A 24,152-nucleotide genomic window follows, 5' to 3' on the forward strand; every position below is an offset into this window, starting at 1 on the left:
CCGGCGGCCCAGCCGCCAGCGAATAATAAAGCTTGTCCCTTACATAGAGACTTGTCCCGTCTTTGCCAAGATGCCTGATAGCCGCAAACAATGGATTGTTTCGATCAAACTGATCGGGCAAAACGAACAGTGGGTGACCTATTGCTTCAGGGGGCTAAATAGACCCTTTAGCTGCTGAACAGCATGATCCCCAAAATCCAGGCAAACACCAGTGGCACCAGGATATAAGCACCGGCAAGCACACCGGCCATGCCGAAAACGAAACCTGCAATGACCCACAAAAGGACCATGTTCAGGGCGAAAAAGGCGACAGCCGTGTCGCCGCCGATCTTGGCGTCTTTCAGAAGCGGGCCGATCAGGCTGAAGGCGAACAACAGTTTAACCCACAGGGGGCGTGGGGCGGTTTGAACGGTATCGGACATGGTATATCTCCAACTCATGAACTTCTGGGAGGGCAGATAGGCTTGCGGGGGCTCCAAGTCACTGCGGGGAATTGTCGCGGCCTGTGTCGCAGATGGAAACAATCATGAAAAATCCCTATGGTACTGGGCTTTAAAGCAAGCTAGCTTGGTGCCGGGCAAATGGTGGGACATGCTTTGATGCGGTTTTGGGCAATATTGTTGGGGATATGTCTGCTTGTCGGCATGGCGCCGGTTGGCCTGTTGTCGGTTGGTCAGGGCTGCGCGTGGGGCGAGGATGCCGCAGACGAGCCCCTGGGTATGACGGTGACCGACCTGGTGGACGGCTGGCGGCTTGTTCGCGGGCAACTGCCCCCGCCTGAGGAAGCAGCGAGCTTTTATGGCGATGCCGAACCGGTGCCCCTGCCGCACATCTGGGAGCGCGACTATGGCAGCGGGCCGGACGGCAGCTTTGGCGCGGCCACATATGTCCGCCATATATCATTGGCCGAACCCGCCAACCGATACGGCCTGAAAACCGGAAAACAGCGCACGGTTTACCGCCTTTATGCCGTTGTTCCCGCCGAGGAAGCAGGTGAGGCGCAGGTCTATGATTTGGGCGGTAACGGCCAGCCCGGCGAGCATGCGGAAGAAAATGCATTAGGCCGGCTTTTTTATGTCGACCTGCCTTTCGGTGCCAGGGACTTTTATCTGGTGGTTCAGGTGTCGAACCATATTTTCCCAAACGCAGGTTTTCTGTGGGAGCCGAAGATCGGGCCGAAGGAGGTTCTTTCAGACCTGCGAGGTGTTCAGATTGCCGCTTCCTTCTCTGTGACGGGCTTCTTTTTCGCAGTGGGTTTCATCACCATGTTGTTGTCCGCGTGGCACACAACCGGCCGCTATTATTATATCGGCGGCGGGATGCTGATCGTGATGGCGATCCGGACACTGCTGGTGGACAATTACATCTGGGTAATGTGGCCGGGGCTTGATCTTGAATGGGCCTTGCGGATCGAATATGTCGGCCTGTTGTCGCTTGCGCCTGCCTATTATTGGCTGGTGGTGGAACTGTACCCCAAGGAAAGCAGCCGCACTGTGATGATGGCGCTTTGGGCACTGTGTGGCCTTGCCATCGCGACAGCGCTTGTTGCGCCGCTTCCGGTGATGTTCCGCATGCGTGATCCGTATCTTTTGATCGCCTTCCTGGTGCTTGCCAAGATCCTTTATGTGTTCTGGGTGGCGAAGGGTAAAGCGCGTCCTGGTGCCAGATGGGCGCTTTGGGGCAGCGTGGTGGCCGCCTTTGGGGTCGCCCTTGATACTTACCTCTATATCCCGGTGCCGCGCACGTCGTTCGAAGCCGTGCCTTTTACTGCGCTTATCTTCACCTTCGTGCTGATGGGTCTTTTCACTGTGCGCTACCGGCAGGAGCAGGAAGAAAGGGCCTTCCTTTCGGCATGTCTAGAAAAAGCGAATATTGAGCTGAAGGACCGGGCTGAAAAGCTGGACCAGGCACAGGCGGAGGCTGCGGCGGCGCTTGATCTCAAGAACAGCTTCCTGTCGAACCTCAGCAACGAGATACAGACGCCGCTTAGGACGCTGGTGAGCTTTGCCAACCGCCTGACCGACGCAGGCAAAAGCGGGATCGGGGCTGATGAGCGCACGGAATATCTGCGGCTGATCCGCAGCAACAGCGCCAATCTTTCCAAACTGATGGAAGATGTGCTGAGCGTATCCGACCTGGAGACCGGAAGGTTTGTGCTGTCACCCGAACCCACAGACCCGAAGGATGTTGCAGACGATGTGCTGACTTTTGTCGAATCGGTGGCGCATGAAAAACATATTCTGATCGATCTGAAGTGCGAAAACACTGTGATGACGATCGACCCGCGCCTGATGCGCCAGGCCTTGATCAAGATCGTATCGAATGCCGTGAAATTCTCACCGGTCAATGGCGTTGTCACGGTGCGCGGCAGCAGGGCAGGCTCTGATTTTGTCTTTACCGTGATGGATACCGGCCCCGGCATGGAACCCGGGCAAATTCCAGCTGCCATGTCGCTTCTGGGGGGCGCTGACAAGTCCGGCAGGGCTGGTCTTGGTCTTGGGTTGCCACTTGTCGCCCGTTTTATGGAACTGGTCGGTGGCGGCATGCAGATTGACAGTATCCCTGACCTGGGGACCACAGTGACCCTCTCGTTCCCGGTTGCGCCGCCGGGCTCCAGACGCGCGGGTGGAGGCTAATCATTTTGGGGCGGCGGCAGATTGACGTTCGGGCGCTTGAGGCGCTCTGCACAGTTTCAACTGTGTCAATGCTGCAGCCTTCAATAGGAGTGACCCCGCCGTTCGTGTAGAAGCCCGCTGCGGTGACACGGCAGTGCAGGATTTTCTATTTGTCTCTACTCGAACGTCAGGCGGTAGGCCGTCACCCGGTGATCCCCTTCGCCCAGGTTGCGGGGCATGATCAAAAGTCCGGTGACATCGTCATAGTAAAAGTCCGAGGCATGAAAGGGCTGGTCCGAGATGGGGTAGGCCACACCGTCAGCCTTTAGCCGCCAAAGGCGCGGGTCATCCACCATGGACATCAGGAAGGCACTGCCGTCCCACGCCAGACCATCGATATCCTTCACGTCCGGCTGCCGGGTCACGGGGCCGTCTGCCAGAGGTGCGCCGGAAAAGCGGTTCCACAGCCGGATCTGCCAGCCACCGGACAAGAGGAGCTCGCCGTCCACAAACAGGCCGTTTACGAACCTGAGCGCCTCGTGGTCAACAATGAAGCGGGTCAGCTTGTCGCCGTCCAGCTTGTAGATGGTGCCTGTGCAGCTGCCGGACACAAAGACCGTGCCGTCTGCGGCCAGCGCCACGTCGTTGAGGCAAGGCTCTCTGTCAGGCGCGGGGTAGGTCGCGACAATGTCGCCTGTTTCCACATTCAGTGCCTTCAGGCTGTTGACGTCTGCGACATAAAGCAGTGTGCCGGAAAGCGCCAAGCCTGTGGGGCCATTGAGGCCTTCGATCCACTTGGCCTCAATCATCCGGCCGGACATGGACATGCGGCTGATATAGCCCTTGCCGTTGATGCCGTATCCCACAACATTGGAGGCATAGACATAGTTCCGCGCCTCATCCACGGCCACGGATTCGGGTTCGAAAAGCCCTTCGTTTATGCTCCAGATTTCACGGATATGGGCGGTTTCGGCGGCAAGTGGTGCGGCCCCGATGCTTACGGTTATAGCGGTGATTGCGGCAATCAATGCCTTATACATGGTTACACGTTTCCCCTAACTTCCTTCATCCCACCCTAGGGCGAAAGGGGGTGTCGCTGCAATCCCATTCTGGGACTATATCACTCCAGCACTGGGCTTGTTACGGCATCTTGGTCTCGCGGCTCCCTGTTGATTTTCGCCCTTATGTCGGATTTTGATAGCGCTTTCTATTGTCGCTTATTCCGTGTCTGGCGGCGCGATGGTCTGCGCAAGAAATAGCGACGGAATCAGCAAGTGCAGGGCATACAGCATGGCGGCCATAAACATCAGTCCCACATAGGTGATATCTTTGCCAAAAAACGCCATTACAATCAGATTGATGGTCAAAAGCAGCATGGTCAGGCGATAACCAAAGGCAAGCGCCTTGTGGCGGGCATGCATTTCCCATTCGTCCAGTTCCGGGCTGGGGCCGAGTAGTTCGATGCCGATGAGCCTCGATAGCGTCATCTTGCCACGGATGATGGAGCGTAACATGTTCATTTCATCGGTTGCGGCATAGCGAATATGGCTTGGTGCGAATGCTGGCAGGAACATTGCGATCAAAAGCAGGAAAGCGAAAGGCAGAGCGGCGAGTGCGAGCCAGCCACTGTTTGAATAGCCAGCGTCGAAAAGGGCAAAGCAGGTCCAGGATGGGGGCATGCCGATAACAACGGCCCAGGCCAGGAAAAGCCATATGCGGTTTTTCTTTGCAGGTTTGGGCGAGGCATCAGCCGGTCTCTCAAGATTGCTTGTTTCGTTCATGACTATTCCCCCTTCATCGAACGCAGTTGGCCAGACAGCGACGGGAAGGGCTCAAGCGAGAACAGCGTTTCTACCGGGACTTCGAAAAAGTCTGCCAGTTTCAGCGCCAGCTCCAGCGAGGCGTTATAGTCACCACGCTCCAGATACCCCACCGTCTGGAAGTTAACGCCCACGGCGTCGGCCAGTGCCTGACGGCTCAGCCCTCGCTCCGTGCGCAAGATTTTAATCCTGTTATGTACCTGGGTCATATTGTACCTAAAGAATATCTATTTGTTATATATATACAACAAAATGATAAGATATCAATATGGATTTCTGTGTGGCGATATGCGCTGTACTTCCGCGTCGGTTCATGGTCTGCTGGAATAAACGGAGGGAATGACATGAGACTTTTCTGGGTGGCAGCAGCATCTGTGGTGGCGATGACATCGGCGGCTTTTGGCTGCGCGAATTATGTGTTCGATGATCTCAAGGATCTGTGCGGCAAGGCGTTCGAGGGGCGTGTGGTGGAAGACAGCACGGGAAGCGACACATGGGCGCAAAACCGCCTCGTGATGCATATTCGGGATTGTTCAGATACTGAAATCAAAATCCCGCTGCATGTCGGGGGTGACCGCTCGCGTGTCTGGGTTATCACTAAGCTCGAGGGCGGCCACATGCAGTTGAAGCATGACCATCGGCACCGGGACGGTAGCGAAGACAGGGTTACCCAGTATGGCGGACGGACGCGGGTTATCGCCAGCGCGTCCAGCTTCGATTTCCCGGCCGATGATGCCTCGATTGAGAACTTCAATGAAAATGGCCTCGAGGCGTCTGTTATGAATGTTTGGCAGCTCAGGGTCGAAGAGGGGCGCAACACGTTTCATTATCGGCTGAGCCGCCCGGGCCGGTCGTTCGAAATTGTTTTCGACCTCACGAAACCAGTCGATGTGCCGCCGCCCGCGTGGGACCTGCAGCGTTAAAGCATTCCCATCAGCATATCCCACACTAGGCCCGCGTTGGTGCGGGTGGTCTTGCGTGCGTCCACTTGGCGGCCTCCAATCCAGGTGGCTTCCACCCTGATGTCTTCAATCCGCGCCGGGTCCACCGTCAGCGGGTTGGCGCTCATCAGCACCAGGTCTGCGGCTTTGCCCACTTCAAGTGACCCGCGCTCCCGGTCCAGCCCCAGTTGCCAGGCGGCATCGATGGTCATGGCGCGCAAGGCCTCAAGCGGCGTGAGCGCCTGATCGGGCGCAACCTGCGGCCCACTCCGGCGGGGTTGGCGCGTTATGGCGGCCTTGAATGTGCGCAAAGGCCCGATGGGCGTGGCCGGGTTGTCGCTATGCAGGCTGATCCTGAGGCCCGCGTCCAGCGCCGTGCGGGTGGGCATATAGCGCGCGGTGCGGGCCTCGCCCACCAATTCCGGCAGCCGGTGGCCATAGAAGGTCACATGATCGACAAAGAAGCCGGTGGTCATGCCCAGTCGTGCGGCGCGCTGAAGCTGCTCGCGTGATATCAGCGCATTATGCTCAAGCCTGTGGCGGTGGTCTGTGCGCGGGTAATCCGCCAGCACGCTTTCCACCACATCCAGCACGCGGCCAACCGCCCGTTCGCCCTGCACATGCACGGCAATCTGGTAGCCGCGCTTGTGGTAGGCCTCAAACACCTTGCGGAATGTCGATGTCTCATGGTTAAGCGCGCCCATATGGCCGGGCTCAAGATGCAGGCGCCCGGTCGTCAGGTCTGTGGTTTCATAGGGCTCGGCAAAGGCCGCGCCGCCCGCGTAAGGGGAGCCGTCCATCCAGAATTTTACACCGATGATTGCCCCCGGCGTTTGCGCGTCTTCCGGCCCGCCTGATGCCGGGATCTGGTGCGGCAGGCCATAGGTAACGGCCTGCACAGGTGCGTCCTTTGCCCCCGTCAGGCGCTTCATCAGGCCGGGCAGGTCATCGCCACTGCCCACAAGGCCTGCGGCGGCGATGGTGGTGAAACCCGCGCGGGCATAGGCCCCGAGTTGCAGGTTCACCAGCAGGTCATTCGCGCCCAAAGGCGGCTTGGGCGCGTTCGCGAACAGCGCCTTGATGGCGGAAACTTCCCGCACCACGCCGGTGAGCCTGCCGTTTTCATCCTTGATGAATTCACCGCCCATGGGGTTGGGGGTGGTTTCCGTGATGCCTGCGGCCCTGAGCGCGGCAGAATTGGCATAGGCGTCATGCATCATCTGGGTCAGGATCACCAGCGGCTTCTCAGGCGCGATGGCGTCGAGTTCCGCGGGTGTGGGGGCCGTCAGGTCATCCACCATCACCGGGTCCCACCCGAAGGCCATGATCCAGCCGTTTGCTGTGAAGCCGTCTGCTGCCTCCTCAAGCGCTGTCATGATGCTGGCGCGGGTTGAATGGGTGAAGCCGCTCACATCCACCGTGGCGCCGAACTGGGCGGTGGCCACTGGGTGGGTGTGGGGTTCAATGAGGCCCGGCAGAAGGGCGCGGCCCATCAGGTCGACGCGTGTGGCGGCGTCTGTCGCCTGCTCGGCCACACTGCCATAGTCACCCACGGCGACTATCCGGCCATCACGCACCAGAAGCGCATTGGCCGTGCCGCCCGTGACGGTAACAACATCCCCGCCGTAAAACAGCGTCTCATCATGCTGGGCCGGGGGTGCCAGCCAGATGTATGCCCCAAAGGCAATGATGATGACAGAGATTGCCGCGTTGCGGACAACCTTCATGAGACGTGACGATCCAGCCATAAAATTCCCCTTCTTCCCAGTGGTAAGAATAGGGCACCCAGGGCGTGCGGCAAAATAAAAGGGCCCCACAATCTGCGGGGCCCGTTGGAAGCGATGGCTTCTGGTGGCAGGCGTTAGTCAGCCACCGTCAGTGTGACCTCGATATTGCCGCGCGTGGCGTTCGAATAGGGGCACACCTGGTGGGCTGCATTCACCAGCGCCTGGGCTGCGTCCCGGTCCATCCCCGGCAGAACAACTTTAAGCGCGGCTTCAATGCCGAACCCACCGCTGATCGGGCCGATGCCAACACTTGAGTTGATCGAAACATCGGCAGGCAGGCTGATACCCTTTTTGCCAGCAGCGGCCTTCAGCGCGCCGATGAAGCAGGCGGCGTAACCGGCGGCGAAAAGCTGTTCCGGGTTGGTGCCCGGGCCATTGTCACCACCGAGGCCCTTGGGGGTGGAAAGCGTCACATCAAGCCTACCGTCGTCAGACTTGGCGGTGCCCGCCCGGCCGCCGGTGGCGGTGGCATGGGCGGTATAAAGGGTTTGGTCCAGTTTCATTCTAGTCTCCTAAAATATACACGATTAAATCGTGCACGATGTAAATGGCCGACAAAAGAACCGAAAGGAGCCAATTTTGAAAAGGACCATCGGTTCGGGGAAAGACCTGAGGCGTCAGCCGTTTGCCATCAGGTCACTGCGCAGGCGCACAAGCGTGTCCCTGAGCGTTGTTAACTCGTCCGGCGTGCAGCCGCTGGCCCCAAGGGCTTCGGCGGGCACGCTGGCGGCGTCCGCCTTCAGCGCCTTGCCCTGTGCCGTCAGGCTGACGCGGACCACGCGCTCGTCCTCCGCCGCACGCTTGCGCGTGAGTAAGCCGTGGGCTTCCAGGCGCTTCAGCAGCGGCGTCAGTGTCGCGCTATCCAGAAACAGCTTGTCGCCGATCTCGGATACGGTCAGGCCGTCCCGCTCCCACAGCACCATCATCACCAGATACTGTGGGTAGGTTAGGCCCAGCCGGTCCAGCATCGGGCGGTACATTTTCTTCAGCGCATTGGTCGCCGAATAAAGCGCGAAACACAGCTGGTCATCCAGCTTCAGCGAAAGCGCAGGCGCACCGGGCGCGTATGGTGGTTGGTTTTCCATAAACCTTATTTAATCGCGCACGATTTAATTTCAAGGGCAGGTGGTAATTTTTCAGTAAATCGCACGCAGGGCACTATCCGTCGAGGGGCGCTGGACGGGGTAGCGTGCGACGCTTAGCGTGAGGGTGAGGTTAGGGAGGGTAATATGATCAAGACATTTATGAATTTCAGCGTTGCGGCTGTGGCGCTCATTGGTGCAGTGCAGCCTGTGGCGGCGGAAGAGCCGCTTGCAAGCGTGCTGATGGACGAAACAGGCGGCTGCATGGAGGGCCCGGTGGCGCAGTTTGGTCGCTATATTGGCGATTGGGATATCGAAGACCAGACCCTGTCGCAGGACGATGGTGAAACCTGGCTGCCCGGCAACGGTGCGCGCTGGAACTTCACCTGTGTGGGCAATGGTATTGCGGTACAGGACTTCTGGATGCCGAACGGCAAGGCAGGCGGGCCTGCGCCCGGCGTGGGCACCAACCTGCGCATCTATGACGCCACGAGCGGCCAGTGGGAAATCGCCTGGACGGCAACCCGGTCACCCGGCTTTGCCCATATTCAGGCGAAGATGGACGAGGGCGGCAATATCATCATGCATTGGGCCAGCCCTGTGCAGGACCCGCCCCGGCGCATTACCTTTTATCCGCCTACGGACGAAGGCTGGGATTGGCTGATGGAAATGTCTTTCGATGGCGGCGAAAGCTGGACCGGCGTTTACAAAATCAAGGCCACGCCGCGGCAGTAGGTCTTTACCCAAAGCTCTTTTGAAACGCCTGCTTGCCGGTGGGTGTGAACACCACTTCGCGGCTGTCGGCTTTGCGTTTGGCCCAGCCGCTTGCGTACATATGATCGAGAAGGGCAGCGCCTAGGCTGCCCGCCAGATGGGTGCGGCGTTCGCTCCAGTCCAGGCAGGCTTTGCACATGGGCCTGCGCGAGTTTTCAAGCGCGTCGAGCCGGAGGCCGAGGCCCGTGACAAAATCCCGCCCTGCCGTCGTCAGCGCCGGTTCGCCCGCCTCTTCGTGCAGATGCCCGCGTTTCAGCAGGCTCTCGTAAAGCCTGATGCCCATGTCCCCCGCCAGATGGTCATAGCACACCCGCGCGTGCCTCATGGCCGGGTCCTTCGGGCCGGGACGGTTGCGCACATGCCCCGCACGCATGGCCACGCCCATCAGGCTTTCCAGCAGATGCGCCACGTCTGTGTCCGCCAACTGATAGTATCGGTGCCGCCCCTGCTTGCGGATGGTCAGCAAGCCGCCTGCCTCCAGTTTGCCAAGGTGGCTTGAGGCCGTCTGTTTCGTGACGCCCGCTTCTGCTGCCAGCTCAGTCGCCGTCAGTGCCATGCCGCCCATGAGTGCGGTGAGCATGTTGGCGCGGGCCGGGTCCCCGATCAGGGAGGCGATGTGGGCGATGTCTGGTCCGTCTTTCATAGTTCGATCTTAATCGAAACAAGGGTGCGCGGCAATCGGCTAAAGCGTGTGCAGCAACCAACTTTGTATGGAGGAAACCATGACCATTATGTGCTGCATCAAATACACGCTCGACCCCTTCAAGCGGACCGAATTTGAGGACTATGCCAAAAACTGGGCGGAGATCATCCCGCGCTGTGGCGGCGATCTGATCGGCTATTTCATGCCGCATGAGGGCACGGACAATATCGCCCTGGGGCTGATCTGCTTTGACAGCCTCGCGGACTATGAAGCCTACCGCGCGCGCCTGCGTGATGATGAAGGCGGGGCCGCGAATTTTGCCATGGCGCAGCGGGAGCGCTTCATCCTATCGGAAGAACGCACCTTCCTGCGCGCGGCCAATGGAAGCGAGATGCTGCGCTTCTTCAGCACAAGGGACAAGCTGGCATGATTGCCGTGATCTTTGAGCTTGAGCCCAAGGAAGGTCAGGAGGGTGCCTATTTCGATACCGCGGTAACGCTCGCGCCGATGCTCGAAGGCATCGACGGGTTTATCTCTGTCGAGCGGTTTGAAAGCCTGAAGGTGCCAGGGAAGTTTCTGTCGCTCAGCTTCTGGCGCGATGAGGCGGCGGTGCAAGCGTGGCGAAACCTGGAAGCCCACAGGGCCGGACAGGCGCGCGGGCGCGGTGAGATATTCCGGGATTACCGCCTGCGTGTGGCCCACGTGATGCGGGACTATGGCCTGAAGGACCGCATGCAAGCACCCGCAGATTCCCGCACGGCGCACACTTAGCCTCTAAATGAATAGCCCTGGCATAAAGCAGCCAGGGCTTCCCGTCAGCTCGCTCGCTCATTTGCGGCCAACCGCCGCCCACCCTGCGTTTCAGGCTGTTTCTTCGATGCATCCCTTTAGGGAATAATTAAGAATAATCATGCTACAGGTTGCATGGGATTGGGGGGTGCAAGGACGCACCCAATGAATGCTTTTCGCTTTGTAACATCTTTCTTATCCGGCCTTTCTGTTGGCCAGAAACTCATCGGCGGCATGCTGGTGGGCTTTGGCCTTGTGCTTGGTGTTCTGATATTTTCCTCGGAACGCGTAACCGGACAGCTTGTCCAGACCGCGCAGTTGCGGGAACTTGGCACGCTTGCAGATGGCCTGAACAGCCAGATCGAACAGGAAACCATGCGGGCGCAGGCCATGGCGCAGATGCTGGCCGACTCGCCCCCCGTCAAGGCAGCTTTTGCGGCCCGGGACAGGGCCCTGCTCGAAAGCCTGACATTGCCGGGTTTTGCGGAACTCAAGGAAAGCTTCGGCGCCCGCCAGGTGCAGTTCCACACCGCGCCGGCGACATCGTTCCTTAGGGTGCACAGGCCGGAAAAATTTGGCGACGATCTGTCAGGCTTTCGCCATAGCGTGGTAGCGGCCAATGAGACCGGGAAGGCCCAGCTTGGGCCGGAAGCAGGTGTGGCTGGCCTTGGCATCCGTGCCGTTCTACCCATGTTTTTTGAAGGCCAGCAAACCGGCTCTGTTGAAGTGGGGCTGTCCCTTGGGCAGGCTTTTGTCGATGAATTCGCGCGTGCAGACGGCGTGGAGCTGGCTATCTATCAGATACTGGAGAAGCAGTTGAAGTTGCTTGGGGAAAGCGCCGCCGCCAAAACTGATTTTGAGGCATCGACATTGCTGTCTCGCATCGGCGGCGACACATTGCTGCCAGCCTATGAGCATCAGGGCAAGCCCTATGCCGCAATGATGCAGGTCATTGAGGATTTTGCCGGGAAGCCGGCGGCGATAGCCGTGGTTCAGCTGGACCAGAGCGCCTATCAGGCCCAGGTATCCAACAGCCGGGAAAGCCTGATTGTTGCAACCCTTATGACTGTGGCTGTTGGCGCGCTTCTTATTGTATTTGTCCTGTTCAGCATTCTGCGGCCCATTCAGCGGACAACCGCAACCGTGAACGAGCTTGCGGACGGCAATTACGATATCAAGGTTGGGTATCTGGAGCGGAAGGATGAGATTGGTTCCCTTGCGGGCGCTCTTTCCATATTCCAGGCCAATATCATTGAGCGTGAAAAGCTCGAGCAGAAGATCGCCCAGGAAAAAGAAGAGGCCTTGAGGCAGGAAGCCGAAAGGGAAGCTGCTGAGCAGGCGCGCCTGGAACAAGAGCGGCAGGATAAGGAAGCTGCAAGGGCCCGCGCGGAACAGGAACGTGTTCGCATGCTGCAGGCGCTTGCCGATGATTTCGAGGCTTCGGTCAAGGTTATGATTGACGAAGTGGTTGACACCGTTGGCGCCTGTTCTTCCAAAACCCAGGAGCTCAGGTCAAAGATTGATGAAGCATCCGGGCTGATGAATACGGTAAGCGATGCATCCGTCAAGGCGTCGTCCGATGTCGGCTCTGTCGCCTCTGGCACGGAAGAACTTTCAACGTCTGTTTCTGAGATTGCACAGCAGGTTACACGGTCGCATGAAGTGACATCGTCGGCACAAAGCCTGGCGCAGTCGGCGCGAACCGATATCGAAGGGCTGGAAAGCGCGACGCTTCAGATCAACGCTGTGATCAACCTCATCAATGACATTGCCGAACAGACCAACCTTCTGGCCCTGAACGCCACGATTGAGGCGGCACGTGCGGGTGAGGCCGGCCGGGGCTTCGCAGTTGTTGCGAATGAGGTGAAGGCCCTTGCGGACCAGACACGCAAGGCTACGCAGGAAATCAGGGACCCTATTGAGGCCCTTCAGAAGTCTTCGGATGTGGTTGTTGAAAGTATGACACGGATTATGTCGGCGATTGATGAAGCAAGCGAGACTTCCGGGTCCATCTCTGCGGCTGTGGAGGAACAAAACGCCGCCACGCAGGAAATTGCCCGCGCGGCCCAGTCTGCAGCCGATGCCACATCGCTGGCAAGCGGGTCGGTTGACGGGGCGCTGTCTGCCCTTGAACAGAATGTCGGCTATGCTGTTGACCTGAGCGACGCAGCCAAGCTGCTGGACAAGGTGGCAAACGACATGAGCGGCAAAGTGGACGCGTTCCTGCAAACGGTCAGGTCTTCCGCACATTAATAGCAAAGCCTGGCAAAAAAAACGAAAAGCCCCGACCGCAATAGTCGGGGCTTTCTTTTTAGGTCATCAAATGCCTGCGCGTGCAGGCGCCTGATTAGAGATTTTCAGCGTTTTTCGACAGATAGTCAGCAACGCCAGCAGCGTCAGCTTTCATGCCTTCGTCGCCTTTGTTCCAGCCAGCCGGGCATACTTCGCCGTGCTCTTCGTGGAATTGCAGCGCTTCAACCAGACGAACGAATTCGTCTACGTTACGGCCAAGCGGCAGGTTGTTCACAGTCTGGTGCCAAACGAGGCCGTCTTTACCGATCAGGAAAGTGCCGCGCAGCGCGATGCCGGCGTCCTCGATCAGAACGTCATAGTCGCGGGCGATTTGCTTGGTCACGTCAGCAACCATTGGGAAATCAACTGGGCCCAGGCCGCCTTCTTTGGTTGGCGTGTTGCGCCATGCAACGTGGCTGAACTGGCTGTCGATGGAGCAAGCCACAACTTTCACGCCAAGTTCCTTGAACTTTTTCATGCGGTTGTGAAAGGCCAGGATTTCAGAAGGACATACGAACGTGAAGTCCAGTGGGTAGAAGAACAGCAGACCATAGTCGCCGCCCAGATATTCCTTCAGGTTGAAGTTTTCGTTGATGGAACCGTCTTCCATGACTGCGACGGAAGTGAAGTCCGGTGCTTGTTTACCTGCGAGAACGGCCATGTGCCCCTCCTTGAATATGGGTGATAAATGTTCAAATCTCATGCGCGCGCGGTGTGAAGCATGCCTGATGGGGCGTAGAATCACCCCCGCGCTGGTGCGCCATACTTTATGCTTCTGAGAAGGATTTGCAACCTCGCGTTATCGATTTCTGTAATCGAATAAAACGATTTATTACTTTTGAAATAAAAGCCTTATCCGTTTACCGGATTCAGTGTCTCCGTGCAAGGATATTGTCTGCCCCGATACCGGGGCTGGCAATCGAGAATTGCCTCCCCATATATGGCTGCAGGATTTTCGGGAGGGTGGACAAGGTGGAAACACTGGACGATTTTCTGCGCTACAACGCAGTTGGTATGTTTCTCTGGGTCGCAGTGGTGATGCACCGCGATTTCTGTGACCGGTTGGCAGGCCGCTTAGGCGGGATGAGCGCGCTCTGTTCGGCAGCTTATCTGCTGGCCTCCAAGCCCGGCTTGACCATTTTGGGAATAGACGCAGACCTGGTGCTGTTTCCTTTCGCGGTCATGGCACCCGCCATGGCGTGGCTCTTTGGCCTCTCCCAGTTTGATGACAAATTCAAGATCGGCTGGATGCACTGGGCAGTCTGCGCCGCAAAATTCATAACAGGCGGCGGTGTTTACTTCCGTTGGCGGGCTGGCGAACTGCCATTCGGCAATGGCATTGTCGGCTGGCTCGGTGGTGTGGTGATCATCGGCATCCTGATCCACCTGACCTACACAGCCTGGAAAGGGCGCACGGATGACCTGGTGGAAAGTCGTCGCAGTTTCCGCAGCATCTTTGTTGCCATCGTGATCATTATCTCCGGCGGGGTGATGGTGGCGGAAGTGTTCCTGATCGACAAGGGCATCACCAGCTACCTGCTTTTGTTGCAGTCTTCCGCATTCCTTGCAGTGGCTTTGTTCCTGAACTGGCGCTTGTCGGCCAGCGATAGCATGGACCTGTTTTTCCGTTCTCCATCCAACCCGGCGGCATCCAATAGCGTGCAGGATGATCGCTCAGTGCAGGCTGCCGACCAGCTTGATCTGGATATGATCATGCGGCTTGAGGCATCCGGCATATTGCTGGAGCAGGGGCTGACCATCGCGCGCATGGCGGAAAAGGCAGGCATGCCTGAACACCGGCTGCGGCGCCTTATCAACCAGCATCTAGGGTACCGGAATTTTTCGGATTACCTCAATCACCACCGGATTGCGGCGGCGCAGGAGCGCCTGTCGTCTGTCGAGGACCGCAACCTGCCGGTGCTGACCATCGCGATGGATCTGGGCTACGGCTCGCTCGGGCCCTTCAACCGGGCGTTCAAGGAACGCACGGGCCAGACGCCCACTGAGTACCGCCGCGAGGTGCTGGCTTCCGCCTAGGTTGAAATGCCCTGAAAACGGGTTCGCCGAAATTTTGAAAAGCTTGCCGATTTCTTGAAATCTTCGCCAATTTCAAAATCGGCAAGCGCGATATGCCGATTGTTGTCCATATAAGCGCAAAGGCAACCGCAAGTCATATGCGGGCCGAAGCGATAGCAGGATTTGGCAAATGGACACCAGCACCTTCAGCACCATCGTGACCGAACTTGGCACCATCTGGGCCACGATATTTTCATGGGATTTCGGTCGCTACCTTGTGGGCGGCGGCGGGATATTCTTGCTGGTTTGGGTCCTTTTAGGCCGGCGGCTGCAGTCAAGAAAGATCAGGGCAAACACGCCGAAGCCGAAACAGATGTGGGCGGAATTCAAGGCGTCTGCCATTACGGCTGCGGTCTTTGGGCTGGTCGGTACAATATCGCACATGGGCGTGACGAGTGGGTTCCTGCAGCCCATCTACGGTGAGATCAGCGAGTATGGTTGGGCCTATTTCCTGTTTTCCCTTGTGGCGGTGATTGTGCTGCATGACGCCTATTTTTATTGGACGCACCGTTTGATGCATGTGCGCGCGGTGCTGAAGCGGGCGCATTATCTGCATCACCGGTCCCATAACCCGACGCCCTGGGCCGCCTACAGCTTCGACATGGTTGAAGCGGCGGTGCAGGCAGCATTTGTCCCCATTTTTCTATTCTTCTTCCCACTGCACGGCCTGGCGATGTTCCTTTTTCTGGCACATATGATCATCAGGAACGGGATGGGCCATTCTGGCTATGAGCTCTTCCCGCGTCGCTGGGCCGTGCATCCTATCTTCGGGTGGCTGACGCTTGTCACCCACCACGATATGCATCACGAGAACGGCAATTATAATTTTGGCCTCTATTTCAGCTGGTGGGACCGCCTTATGGGCACCGAGCACCCGGATTATCTGGCGCGCGTGACAGGTGACAAGGCGCGCAGTCGCCAACCGGCTGACGTTACGGAGGCAAAAGAAAATGCATAGCTCATACAAGAATGAATGTTCAGCTATGCGTTTATTGGGGGTGGTTTTAAAAGGACTCCCCCGCCATATGCACCTTCAGATAACCGAGCCCTGCGCGGGCTCCTTTGTTGGTGTCGCACAGAAGCGGCCGCTGGCCGCAGACATATCCTTCCCAAAGAACGCGAGGACAAAGAGATGAAAAATTTTGTAAAAGCCCTGGGCGCTGCAGCGCTGTTTACCGGCATGGCAACCACTGGCGCATCCGCCGCTGACGCAGACCTGGTAAAAGGTTTCTGGCTGACTGGCGACCAAGGCCAGGTTGTTGAGATCAAGGCTTGTGACGAAGGCTCCAGCCGCCTGTGTGGCGACGTGGTCTGGGCGCCTGCGGGCACGCCTGAAGAAACCCTGGTGCTGCTGGGCCTGCGCCCATCCCGTGCCAACCTTTCCAAGGGCCACTTCTGGAACAAGGGCAAAGTGATTGACCTTGCAAGTGGCAAGAAGCGTGGCGGCAGCATTGAGCTTCTCGAAGACGGTACGCTGAAAGTTGATTCCTGCAAGCGTAACCTCTGCAAAAGCCAAATCTGGGAGCGCCCAAGCGCTGAGATGGCTGAACTGCCAGAGCATATCCGTCTCGCCAGCCGCTAAGACAGGCGAACATGAATAAAAAGAGGGCGGACCCCGGCGGGTTCGCCCTTTTCTTTTGGCTGGTGCTTGGGGTGCCTATCGCCGCCTATTGCCGTACCGCGGTCAGCCCATATTTTTCCGCAAGCAGTTCTTGCACCGAATCCTGGCCCGCCAAGTGCGCGGCCCCCACGGCGATGAAGATTTTGCCTTCACCGTCCATCATGGTCTTGATCTGGTCGGCCCAATTGGCATTGCGGTTCAGGAGAAGCGCATCGGCCAGTGTTTCCTGGCCCACCATGGCAGCCTGCATCTTGTCGCCCAGGTTTTCCATGTCGCCCTCAAGCCAGAGCGTGACGATTTCGTCCAGCATGTCCGGGTCTTCCACGATCTGGCGCACGCTTTCCTCGAAGAAAAACAGCTCGTCCTTGAAGCTGAGGTTGCCGAAAACCTGCATTTGTTCGTCCAGCGTTTCCAGATAGGCCAGGGACTTTCCTTTTGCCTTGGCCTCTCGCCACAGAATGCTGTCCACGCCCGCATCTGGGGTGCCGCCGCGCGCCTGAATTGTCAGGGCCTGCAGGGAAATGCCTGCCATCCACGGGCGGTATGGTGCGAAATTATTCACCGCACTTGCGGGCATGCCAAGGCCTGTCAGTACGGTTTCGAAATTCTCAAACGCCTCGGGGCTCAGTTTCTCAATGAATGATGGGCCCGAAAGGTTGATGCCGTATGTTTGCACCAGCTTCATCTGGGTCGCGGGTGCAATGTCCACGGCCGGGGCTTCGGTCACCAGCGTATCAGCGGTATCAAGGGCTTTGCTGACCTTGTCCGACCGCCACTCAATCGCCGGGTTCATGATATGCACGGTGCCAAACAGCCAGATTTCACTGTCTTCGTCCGACAGCTTCCAAAGGGCTACGTCGGCGGCCTCAGCCCTGGCAGGGGCCGCGAGGGCAAAAATGCAAAACACCAGTAGTGGTGCGATATGGGCGCCAATGGTGCGCCGCAGGGTCAGTTCAAAAGTCATAAAAAAATATCCTCGGTTTTCTGTCGCACTCGGGCCGCGTTCGCGTGCCATTTGTGTCTTCAGTCTTATGACGTCGCCAAAGCTTACAAACCAGACCTAAAAAATTTAGGTCTGGTTATTCTAGCGGGCTTAGATGAACGGATGATGACCGCTTGGGGCGGCGTTATTTCTTGAGCTGGTCCCGAAGCGCACGGGCGCAGGCGGTCGCGATTTCCGATTGCAGGCGAACCTGGGCGATTGCTCCTTTTTCACCGGCCTCTGTCAGCCTGGCCAGGGATTCTTCAAGAAGCTGAAGTGTTGCCAGCACTTCCTCGTTTGAGGCGTCCGGCTGTTTTACTGGCGCGGGGTCTTCAGTGGTTTCTTGCCTGCCGTAGCGCGCTGCTTCTTGCTGCGGTGTCATGGGTGAAAGCGCATCAGATACCGCTTCGCGTACCATGGCGGCGGCGGTGCTGTTGATCATGTCCGCCAGCGGGTTGCGCTTCTGGGTGTCGGTCGCTGGCGCGTCCGGCGTGATGTCGCTGTCGGCCATGCGCTCTTTGGCTTGTATGTCAGCTTGGGGCTTCTCAATGCCAGATTGCAGCACACTGGGGCTGTCGGCAAAGGACGCAGGCTCAGGTGCCTGTTGCCGCTCAGCAGGCTTCGGGCTTTCATGCTCTTCGTCCAGGAAAAGTGGCTGATCGTATGTCAGCGTATCTGTGGCTTTGCCTTCGCTTGCGGGCCTGACAGGTGTCAGGATGCCTTCAAAGCCTTCAAATACGCCGCTTGACGGGTTGAAGACAGGGGCTGCCTCCAGCGTCCAGTGCTGGTGGCCGGTATCCAGTTGCGGCAAGCTGATGGGCGCATCATGGATGGTGCTGCGGCGCTGGAACGCGCGGCTCACCGGATGGTCCAGCTTGGTATTCAGGCCCAGCATGTCCAGCATGGCTGTGCCGACAAGCCGGCCCGCACCGCCGAAAATCCTGGCAGCAAACGGCGATACCAGGGTGATGAAGCCGTCGCGGTCGCTGCGCCAGGCCCAACCGCCCGGGCCGGGGTCGCGCAGGAAGCGTGGCTTGGCCTCTGCTGCAAGCCGTGGTTCTGCGTGGGCGACCGTTTCCGTAAGCATGGCTGCTTCCGGTGTGTGCGCAGTTGTTGGCGTAGCGGCTGTATCTGTCAGCTGGTGTCGCCCGCTGTCTGCTCCGCTATCGCTGGTGCCGACCATCTTGGTCTCTGGCATGGCCGGGCGCTCGTTCATGCGTTCGGCGATCAGGTCTTCATCGGTCCGCAGGATCCTGAGGCTCGCGGCCTTTTTCTCAAGCGTGTCGATAGCGCCGCCGAAGCCTTCAGGGCGCAGCCGGGTGACCGTTGCCGCAAAGCCCTGGCTGTCGCCAGTGCTGCCCGCGGTCATAACGGTCGTGCCGCCGCCACCGACTGCCACGCGGCGCGGTTCCATTTCTTCAAGATGCTGCTCTTCGTGCTGGGCGGCCACATCTGCTTCAGTGCGGGTGTTGTCTTGCGTTTCTTCCGTCTGTGGCTGTGTGCCGAGATCGTCGCGCCACAGCGCGAGGGTTGAGCGTCCTTCAAACGGTGGCGCCGCAGGTGCCGCGCGGGCAAGCGCGATCCACACATTAGCGGAAAGATCAGTGCGGGTGGCCAAAATCTGGTGATGCTCGCGCCCGGTCTGGGTGATGAGCTCGATAATATCGTCTTCATCGAAGGGCGCGTTTTTAAGTAGGTCTTCCATCAGCGAAGCGCGGTCGCGCACCAGGCGGTGCACAAGGTCCATCGGCGGCTTCGCCTGGCCTGCAAGAATTTCGGAAACGGTACGGCGGCTGTCGGGATCAACATGCGGGATCAGGGCTTCGACCACGTCCAGAAGCTGGGCGCGGGTGGGCTCTTTCACAGGCGCCTTGCCCGTGAGGAACATGTCTACCAGAGAACGGAAGAGCGTTGTGCGGTCCTCGCCGTCGCGTTCGCGCGCGTAGGCCACCAACTCCCTGATCCGACTGTCCAGTGCATTCATGTCGAATGCCGACACTTTGCCCACAACTTAACCCACTTCAACTGTCACATGCCCGCGTAGGGCGATGTGTCTTGGCCGTCCCGACCTGAGATATTTATCGTTTTCAAGTGGGGTGAAAATAGCTCCCGAATCACCCTGGCCCCTATAGTACCCAAAAAGAATCATGATGCTAGTGATGATTAACATTAGAAATATAATTGTTTGAATTTGGAACTTTATTTTAAAAACGGGCTTGGGTAGTATGCTCGCCATACCCGAGGGGGATGTTTCGGGGGAAAATTCAAGGAGTATAAGTATGGGGCGTGTCAAACTTGATGCGGTCGACCGCAAAATCCTGTCGTGCCTTCAGGCTGAAGGCCGAATTACCAATGTGGAGCTTGCGGAACGTGTGGGGATTACGGCCCCGCCTTGCCTGCGTCGCGTGCGCGCACTTGAGGAAGAAGGCTTCATCCGTGGCTATCATGCAGACCTCAATCAGGAAGCGCTTGGCTACGGCCTGACCGTTTTTGCCATGGTTGGATTGCACAGCCAAGCTGAAGCAGACCTTCAGAAATTCGAAGAACAGTGCAAGGGATGGCCGATGGTGCGTGAATGTTTCATGCTCAATGGCGAGATCGATTTCATTCTGAAAATCGTGGCCCATGACCTGGCTGGCTTCCAGCATTTCCTGACCAGCGAGCTGACGCCGGCGCCAAATGTGGCCAGCGTGAAAACTTCGCTGACGATCAGGACATCCAAGCACACGCCAGGCGTGCCGCTTCCGGAAGTCTCGTAAGCCGGGACTGTTCTGGCAGAAGCAAATAAAAAAGCCCGCTTTATCGAGCGGGCTTTTTGTTTGTCTGGTTAGGGTCGGGAGGCTTACTTGAACTCCACCTTGGCAATTTCATAGTAGCGCTCGCCGCCCGGCGTTTTCACTTCAACTTCCTGCTCAACGCGGCGGCCGATCAGCGCACGGGCGATCGGGCTCTGGTAGGAAATCTTGCCGGCTTTCACGTCGCCTTCATCGGCGCCCACAATCTGATACACGACTTCCTCGTCGTCCTCGTCCAGCAGGGTGACTGTTGCGCCAAACACGACCTTGTCACCGGAAAGTGTGGTCGGGTCGATCACCTGGGCGCGGCTCAACTTGCCTTCAAGCTCCATGATGCGGCCTTCGATATGGCCCTGGCGCTCTTTGGCTGCGTGATATTCAGCGTTTTCCGAAAGGTCGCCGTGGGCGCGCGCTTCTTCAATAGCCGCCACAACTGAGGGGCGCTCAACGCTTTTCAAATTCTTCAGCTCAGCAGCAAGGCGATCATAGCCATCCTGCAGCATGGGCACTTTTTCGTTCATGTGTCCCGTCCGTTGTTATTTTCATCGATGGGCCAGTTACCTGCTGGCCATATACAAAACAGGAGCGCCGACCCGTGGGGGCCGGCGCACTTATTTCCATTTAGTCATAAACTTGCAAAAAATCAAGCCAGATCGGCTGTCAGCTTCAGGGACGGGGCCCTAGGCTGCGAAATCCTGCAGGCGTTTGACATCAAGCATGCTGTCCTTCAGGGCTTTCAGTGCCTGCACCGACGCGGCGGCCGCTGCCATGGTTGTGAAATATGGCAGTTTCATCAGCAGCGCCGTGTTCCGAAGCTCATAGCTGTCCTTGATGGCCTGCTTGCCTTCGGTGGTGTTGAACATCAGCTGCACTTCGCCGTTCTTCATGATGTCCAGAACGTGCGGGCGCTGGCCTTCTGTCACCTTGAATACGCGCTTCACTTCAAGTCCGTTGGTCTTGAGGTAATCTGCCGTGCCGCCTGTGGCGATCACGTCATAGCCCATGTCCAGAAGGTCCCGCACCAGCGGCACCAGTGCATATTTGTCGCTGTCTTTCACGCTGACAAACACCTGGCCCTTTTCCGGCAGCTTCACGCCCGCTGCCAGCTGGGACTTGTAGAAGGCCATCGGGAAGTTGTCGGCAATGCCCATCACTTCACCGGTGGATTTCATCTCAGGCCCCAGGAGCACGTCAACGCCAGGGAAGCGCGCCCACGGGATCACCACTTCCTTCACCGCCACATGCTCTGTGATCGGGTCCTTCAGCTCAAAGTCGGTCAGCTTGGCACCAGCCATTACCTGCGCGGCGATGGCGGCAACCGGATAGCCCACTGCCTTGGCAACGAACGGCACTGTGCGGCTGGCGCGCGGGTTTACCTCGATCAGGTACACGTCGCCGTCCTTGACCGCGAACTGCACGTTCATCAGGCCCACGACATTCAGTGCCTTCGCAAGGGCGCGTGCCTGACGCTTCACTTCATTCACGATGCCCACAGGCAGGCTGTAAGGCGGCAACGAGCAGGCGCTGTCGCCAGAGTGGATGCCTGCTTCCTCGATGTGCTCCATGATGCCGGCAATATGGATGTTTTCGCCGTCAGAAAGGGCGTCCACATCAACCTCAATCGCGTCCTTGAGGAAGCCGTCGATCAGCACGGGGCTGTCGCCGGATACCTTTACGGCTTCGTTGATGTATCGGTCCAGGCCTTCCTGGTCATGGACGATTTCCATTGCGCGGCCGCCCAGCACATAGCTTGGGCGGATCAGCACAGGATAGCCAACCTTGTTGGCAACCTTGATGGCTTCTTCGTGGCTGCGTGCCAGGCCGTTGCTTGGCTGCTTCAGGCCCAGTTTTTCAACCAGTTCCTGGAAGCGTTCGCGGTCTTCCGCCAGGTCGATGGCGTCCGGGCTGGTGCCCAGGATCGAGATACCTGCGGCTTCAAGCGCGTGCGCAAGCTTCAGTGGCGTCTGGCCGCCGAACTGTACGATCACACCCTTCACGGTGCCACTTTCCTGTTCCTTGCGGATGATCTCGATCACGTCTTCGGCTGTGAGCGGTTCGAAATACAGGCGGTCAGAGGTGTCATAGTCTGTCGACACGGTCTCTGGGTTACAGTTGACCATGATGGTCTCATAGCCCGCGTCAGAGAGCGAGAAGCAGGCGTGACAGCAGCAGTAATCGAACTCGATGCCCTGGCCGATACGGTTCGGCCCGCCACCCAGGATCACGATCTTTTCGCGGTCTGTCGGGTTGGATTCACACTCAGGCTTTTCGCCCGCCGCGAAGGTTTCATAGGTTGAATACATGTAGGGCGTCTTGGCCTCAAACTCTGCCGCGCAGGTGTCGATGCGCTTGAAGCTTGGGCGCACGTCCATATCAAGCCGCGCTTTCATTACAGCCGCTTCCGGCACACCGGCGAGCTTGCCGATGCGGGCGTCAGAGAAGCCGTGCATCTTCAGCTTGCGAAGCTCACGCGGGTCGGCCGGCAGGCCGTTCTCGGTGATTTTCTTTTCCATGTCCACGAGCATCTTGAACTGGCGCAGGAACCAGGGCTCATAGTGGGTCACGCTGTGGATGTCTTCAAGGCTCATGCCTTCGCGGATGGCCTGAACAATGCGCAGGATACGGTCCGGGCGGGCGAAACCAAGGTCACGCTTGATGGCTTCGAAGTCACCCGAGCCGGGCTTGTAGCCGTCGAATTCAATCTCATCGAGGCCGATCAGCCCCGTTTCCATGGAGCGCATGGCTTTCTGCAGGCTTTCTGTGAAGTTACGGCCCACAGCCATCACTTCCCCCACAGACTTCATCGCGCTGGTGAGAAGCGCATTGGTGCCTGCAAATTTCTCGAACGTGAAGCGCGGCACCTTGGTGACCACATAGTCGATCGTTGGCTCGAACGACGCAGGGGTCACGCCCGTAATGTCGTTGTCGAGCTCATCCAGCGTGTAGCCCACAGCCAGTTTCGCGGCGATCTTGGCAATCGGGAAACCTGTGGCTTTGGACGCCAGCGCGGATGAGCGGCTCACCCTTGGGTTCATTTCAATCACGATCAGGCGGCCGTTTTCCGGATTCACGGCGAACTGCACGTTCGACCCGCCGGTTTCCACACCAATCTCGCGCAGTACCGCGAGGGAGGCATTCCGCATCACCTGATATTCTTTATCTGTCAGCGTCAGCGCAGGCGCGATGGTGATGCTGTCGCCGGTGTGGACGCCCATTGGGTCCACGTTTTCAATGGAACAGACAATGATGCAGTTGTCGGCTTTGTCGCGCACCACTTCCATTTCATATTCTTTCCAGCCGAGGATGCTTTCCTCAACCAGCACTTCGTTGGTGGGCGACGCGTCAAGGCCCGCGCGAACAATCTGTTCGAACTCTTCCTTGTTATAGGCGATGCCGCCACCGGTGCCGCCCATGGTGAAGCTTGGGCGGATGATCGCCGGCAGGCCGGTAATTTCATTCATCACCTCAAGGGCTTCTTCATAGCTATGGGCTGTCTTGCCCTTACAGACCTCAAGACCGATCTTTTCCATCGCGGCGTTGAAGCGGCGGCGGTCTTCCGCCTTGTCAATCGCGTCTTCTGTCGCACCAATCAGCTGCACGCCGTATTTTTCAAGCGTGCCGTCGCGCGACAGGGCAAGGGCGGTGTTGAGGCCTGTCTGGCCGCCCATGGTGGGCAGAACCGCGTCCGGGCGTTCTTTTTCAATGATCTTGGCGACAACCTCTGGCGTGATCGGCTCCACATAAGTGGCGTCGGCCAGCTCAGGGTCCGTCATGATGGTGGCCGGGTTACTGTTTACCAGGATCACCCGGTAACCTTCTTCCCGAAGCGCCTTACAGGCCTGGGTGCCCGAATAGTCAAACTCACACGCCTGCCCGATAATGATAGGGCCCGCGCCGATGATCAGAATGCTTTCGATGTCGGTTCTTTTTGGCAT

The 24,152-nt window shown here is 58.2% G+C and carries 23 protein-coding genes; 10 read left to right on the forward strand and 13 right to left on the reverse strand.

Going from position 1 to position 24,152, the window contains the following annotated elements; translation table 11 throughout:
• Positions 1 to 167 precede the first annotated feature (167 nt).
• Positions 168 to 422, reverse strand: a complete 255-nt coding sequence (locus tag KORM41_RS17985) for a hypothetical protein (RefSeq protein WP_068151560.1) — start codon at positions 420 to 422, stop codon at positions 168 to 170.
• A 177-nt stretch (positions 423 to 599) separates the two neighbouring features.
• Between KORM41_RS17985 and KORM41_RS17990 the strand changes: the two genes are divergently transcribed.
• Complete coding sequence (locus KORM41_RS17990; RefSeq protein WP_197421259.1) at positions 600 to 2,636, forward strand: sensor histidine kinase; 2,037 nt, start codon at positions 600 to 602, stop codon at positions 2,634 to 2,636.
• 155 nt (positions 2,637 to 2,791) lie between these two features.
• Here KORM41_RS17990 and KORM41_RS17995 read toward each other — a convergent pair whose 3' ends face one another.
• The 3 genes from KORM41_RS17995 to KORM41_RS18005 form a co-directional block, all read right to left on the reverse strand.
• Positions 2,792 to 3,655 (reverse strand): SMP-30/gluconolactonase/LRE family protein, encoded by an 864-nt coding sequence (locus KORM41_RS17995; RefSeq protein ID WP_068151568.1) that lies wholly within the window; start codon positions 3,653 to 3,655, stop codon positions 2,792 to 2,794.
• A 177-nt stretch (positions 3,656 to 3,832) separates the two neighbouring features.
• Positions 3,833 to 4,396 (reverse strand): hypothetical protein, encoded by a 564-nt coding sequence (locus tag KORM41_RS18000; protein ID WP_068151570.1) that lies wholly within the window; start codon positions 4,394 to 4,396, stop codon positions 3,833 to 3,835.
• A 2-nt stretch (positions 4,397 to 4,398) separates the two neighbouring features.
• Entirely contained in the window at positions 4,399 to 4,644 is a 246-nt protein-coding gene (locus tag KORM41_RS18005; protein WP_068151572.1) for a helix-turn-helix transcriptional regulator, read from the reverse strand.
• 135 nt (positions 4,645 to 4,779) lie between these two features.
• Between KORM41_RS18005 and KORM41_RS18010 the strand changes: the two genes are divergently transcribed.
• Positions 4,780 to 5,358 carry a hypothetical protein gene (locus KORM41_RS18010; RefSeq protein WP_068151574.1) on the forward strand — a complete coding sequence of 193 codons (579 nt, stop codon included), beginning with the start codon at positions 4,780 to 4,782 and terminating at the stop codon, positions 5,356 to 5,358.
• Here the strand turns inward: KORM41_RS18010 and KORM41_RS18015 are convergent.
• The 3 genes from KORM41_RS18015 to KORM41_RS18025 all read right to left on the reverse strand — a co-directional run bounded on the left by KORM41_RS18015 (position 5,355) and on the right by KORM41_RS18025 (position 8,248).
• Positions 5,355 to 7,124 carry an amidohydrolase gene (locus KORM41_RS18015; RefSeq protein WP_082720043.1) on the reverse strand — a complete coding sequence of 590 codons (1,770 nt, stop codon included), beginning with the start codon at positions 7,122 to 7,124 and terminating at the stop codon, positions 5,355 to 5,357. The two genes, KORM41_RS18010 and KORM41_RS18015, sit on opposite strands and share 4 nt — an antisense overlap.
• A gap of 113 nt (positions 7,125 to 7,237) precedes the next feature.
• A complete protein-coding gene (locus tag KORM41_RS18020; RefSeq protein ID WP_068151578.1) occupies positions 7,238 to 7,666 on the reverse strand; it encodes an organic hydroperoxide resistance protein in 429 nt (142 codons plus the stop codon).
• 114 nt (positions 7,667 to 7,780) lie between these two features.
• Positions 7,781 to 8,248, reverse strand: coding sequence for a MarR family winged helix-turn-helix transcriptional regulator (locus KORM41_RS18025; protein WP_068151580.1), 468 nt, complete (start codon positions 8,246 to 8,248; stop codon positions 7,781 to 7,783).
• A gap of 144 nt (positions 8,249 to 8,392) precedes the next feature.
• Between KORM41_RS18025 and KORM41_RS18030 the strand changes: the two genes are divergently transcribed.
• Positions 8,393 to 8,980 carry a hypothetical protein gene (locus KORM41_RS18030; protein WP_068151583.1) on the forward strand — a complete coding sequence of 196 codons (588 nt, stop codon included), beginning with the start codon at positions 8,393 to 8,395 and terminating at the stop codon, positions 8,978 to 8,980.
• Between the two features lie 4 nt (positions 8,981 to 8,984).
• Here KORM41_RS18030 and KORM41_RS18035 read toward each other — a convergent pair whose 3' ends face one another.
• A complete protein-coding gene (locus tag KORM41_RS18035; RefSeq protein WP_068151586.1) occupies positions 8,985 to 9,662 on the reverse strand; it encodes a winged helix-turn-helix domain-containing protein in 678 nt (225 codons plus the stop codon).
• 79 nt (positions 9,663 to 9,741) lie between these two features.
• Between KORM41_RS18035 and KORM41_RS18040 the strand changes: the two genes are divergently transcribed.
• The 3 genes from KORM41_RS18040 (at position 9,742) to KORM41_RS18050 (ending at position 12,704) form a co-directional block, all read left to right on the forward strand.
• On the forward strand, positions 9,742 to 10,092 hold the full coding sequence (locus KORM41_RS18040) for an NIPSNAP family protein (RefSeq protein WP_068151589.1): 351 nt from the start codon (positions 9,742 to 9,744) through the stop codon (positions 10,090 to 10,092).
• Complete coding sequence (locus KORM41_RS18045; protein ID WP_068151592.1) at positions 10,089 to 10,433, forward strand: antibiotic biosynthesis monooxygenase family protein; 345 nt, start codon at positions 10,089 to 10,091, stop codon at positions 10,431 to 10,433. Before KORM41_RS18040 ends, KORM41_RS18045 begins: the two co-directional genes overlap by 4 nt.
• 183 nt (positions 10,434 to 10,616) lie before the next feature.
• Positions 10,617 to 12,704, forward strand: a complete 2,088-nt coding sequence (locus KORM41_RS18050; RefSeq protein ID WP_068151598.1) for a methyl-accepting chemotaxis protein — start codon at positions 10,617 to 10,619, stop codon at positions 12,702 to 12,704.
• Between the two features lie 94 nt (positions 12,705 to 12,798).
• Here KORM41_RS18050 and KORM41_RS18055 read toward each other — a convergent pair whose 3' ends face one another.
• Positions 12,799 to 13,404 carry a peroxiredoxin gene (locus tag KORM41_RS18055; protein WP_068151600.1) on the reverse strand — a complete coding sequence of 202 codons (606 nt, stop codon included), beginning with the start codon at positions 13,402 to 13,404 and terminating at the stop codon, positions 12,799 to 12,801.
• Between the two features lie 311 nt (positions 13,405 to 13,715).
• Between KORM41_RS18055 and KORM41_RS18060 the strand changes: the two genes are divergently transcribed.
• The 3 genes from KORM41_RS18060 to KORM41_RS18070 all read left to right on the forward strand — a co-directional run bounded on the left by KORM41_RS18060 (position 13,716) and on the right by KORM41_RS18070 (position 16,401).
• Positions 13,716 to 14,780, forward strand: a complete 1,065-nt coding sequence (locus KORM41_RS18060; RefSeq protein ID WP_156432046.1) for a helix-turn-helix domain-containing protein — start codon at positions 13,716 to 13,718, stop codon at positions 14,778 to 14,780.
• A gap of 169 nt (positions 14,781 to 14,949) precedes the next feature.
• Positions 14,950 to 15,777, forward strand: a complete 828-nt coding sequence (locus KORM41_RS18065) for a sterol desaturase family protein (protein ID WP_068151607.1) — start codon at positions 14,950 to 14,952, stop codon at positions 15,775 to 15,777.
• 174 nt (positions 15,778 to 15,951) lie between these two features.
• The gene (locus tag KORM41_RS18070) at positions 15,952 to 16,401 is read left to right on the forward strand and encodes a DUF2147 domain-containing protein (RefSeq protein WP_068151610.1); all 450 of its coding nucleotides are present in this window, start codon (positions 15,952 to 15,954) and stop codon (positions 16,399 to 16,401) included.
• An 85-nt stretch (positions 16,402 to 16,486) separates the two neighbouring features.
• Here the strand turns inward: KORM41_RS18070 and KORM41_RS18075 are convergent, their stop codons facing one another.
• Both KORM41_RS18075 and KORM41_RS18080 read right to left on the reverse strand, forming a co-directional pair.
• The gene (locus KORM41_RS18075; protein WP_197421263.1) at positions 16,487 to 17,404 is read right to left on the reverse strand and encodes a TraB/GumN family protein; all 918 of its coding nucleotides are present in this window, start codon (positions 17,402 to 17,404) and stop codon (positions 16,487 to 16,489) included.
• A gap of 163 nt (positions 17,405 to 17,567) precedes the next feature.
• Entirely contained in the window at positions 17,568 to 19,406 is a 1,839-nt protein-coding gene (locus tag KORM41_RS18080; protein WP_231727321.1) for a hypothetical protein, read from the reverse strand.
• 295 nt (positions 19,407 to 19,701) lie between these two features.
• On the opposite strand from KORM41_RS18080, the gene KORM41_RS18085 reads away from it, so the two are divergent.
• Positions 19,702 to 20,181: an Lrp/AsnC family transcriptional regulator gene (locus KORM41_RS18085; protein WP_068151618.1), complete on the forward strand. Its 480-nt coding sequence runs from the start codon at positions 19,702 to 19,704 to the stop codon at positions 20,179 to 20,181.
• An 83-nt stretch (positions 20,182 to 20,264) separates the two neighbouring features.
• On the opposite strand, the gene greA is transcribed toward KORM41_RS18085, so the two are convergent.
• Together greA and carB are read right to left on the reverse strand one after the other, a co-directional pair.
• On the reverse strand, positions 20,265 to 20,738 hold the full coding sequence (gene greA, locus KORM41_RS18090) for a transcription elongation factor GreA (RefSeq protein ID WP_068151621.1): 474 nt from the start codon (positions 20,736 to 20,738) through the stop codon (positions 20,265 to 20,267).
• A 159-nt stretch (positions 20,739 to 20,897) separates the two neighbouring features.
• On the reverse strand, positions 20,898 to 24,152 hold the full coding sequence (gene carB, locus KORM41_RS18095) for a carbamoyl-phosphate synthase large subunit (protein WP_068151623.1): 3,255 nt from the start codon (positions 24,150 to 24,152) through the stop codon (positions 20,898 to 20,900).

The sequence above is a fragment of the Kordiimonas lipolytica genome (assembly GCF_001550065.1).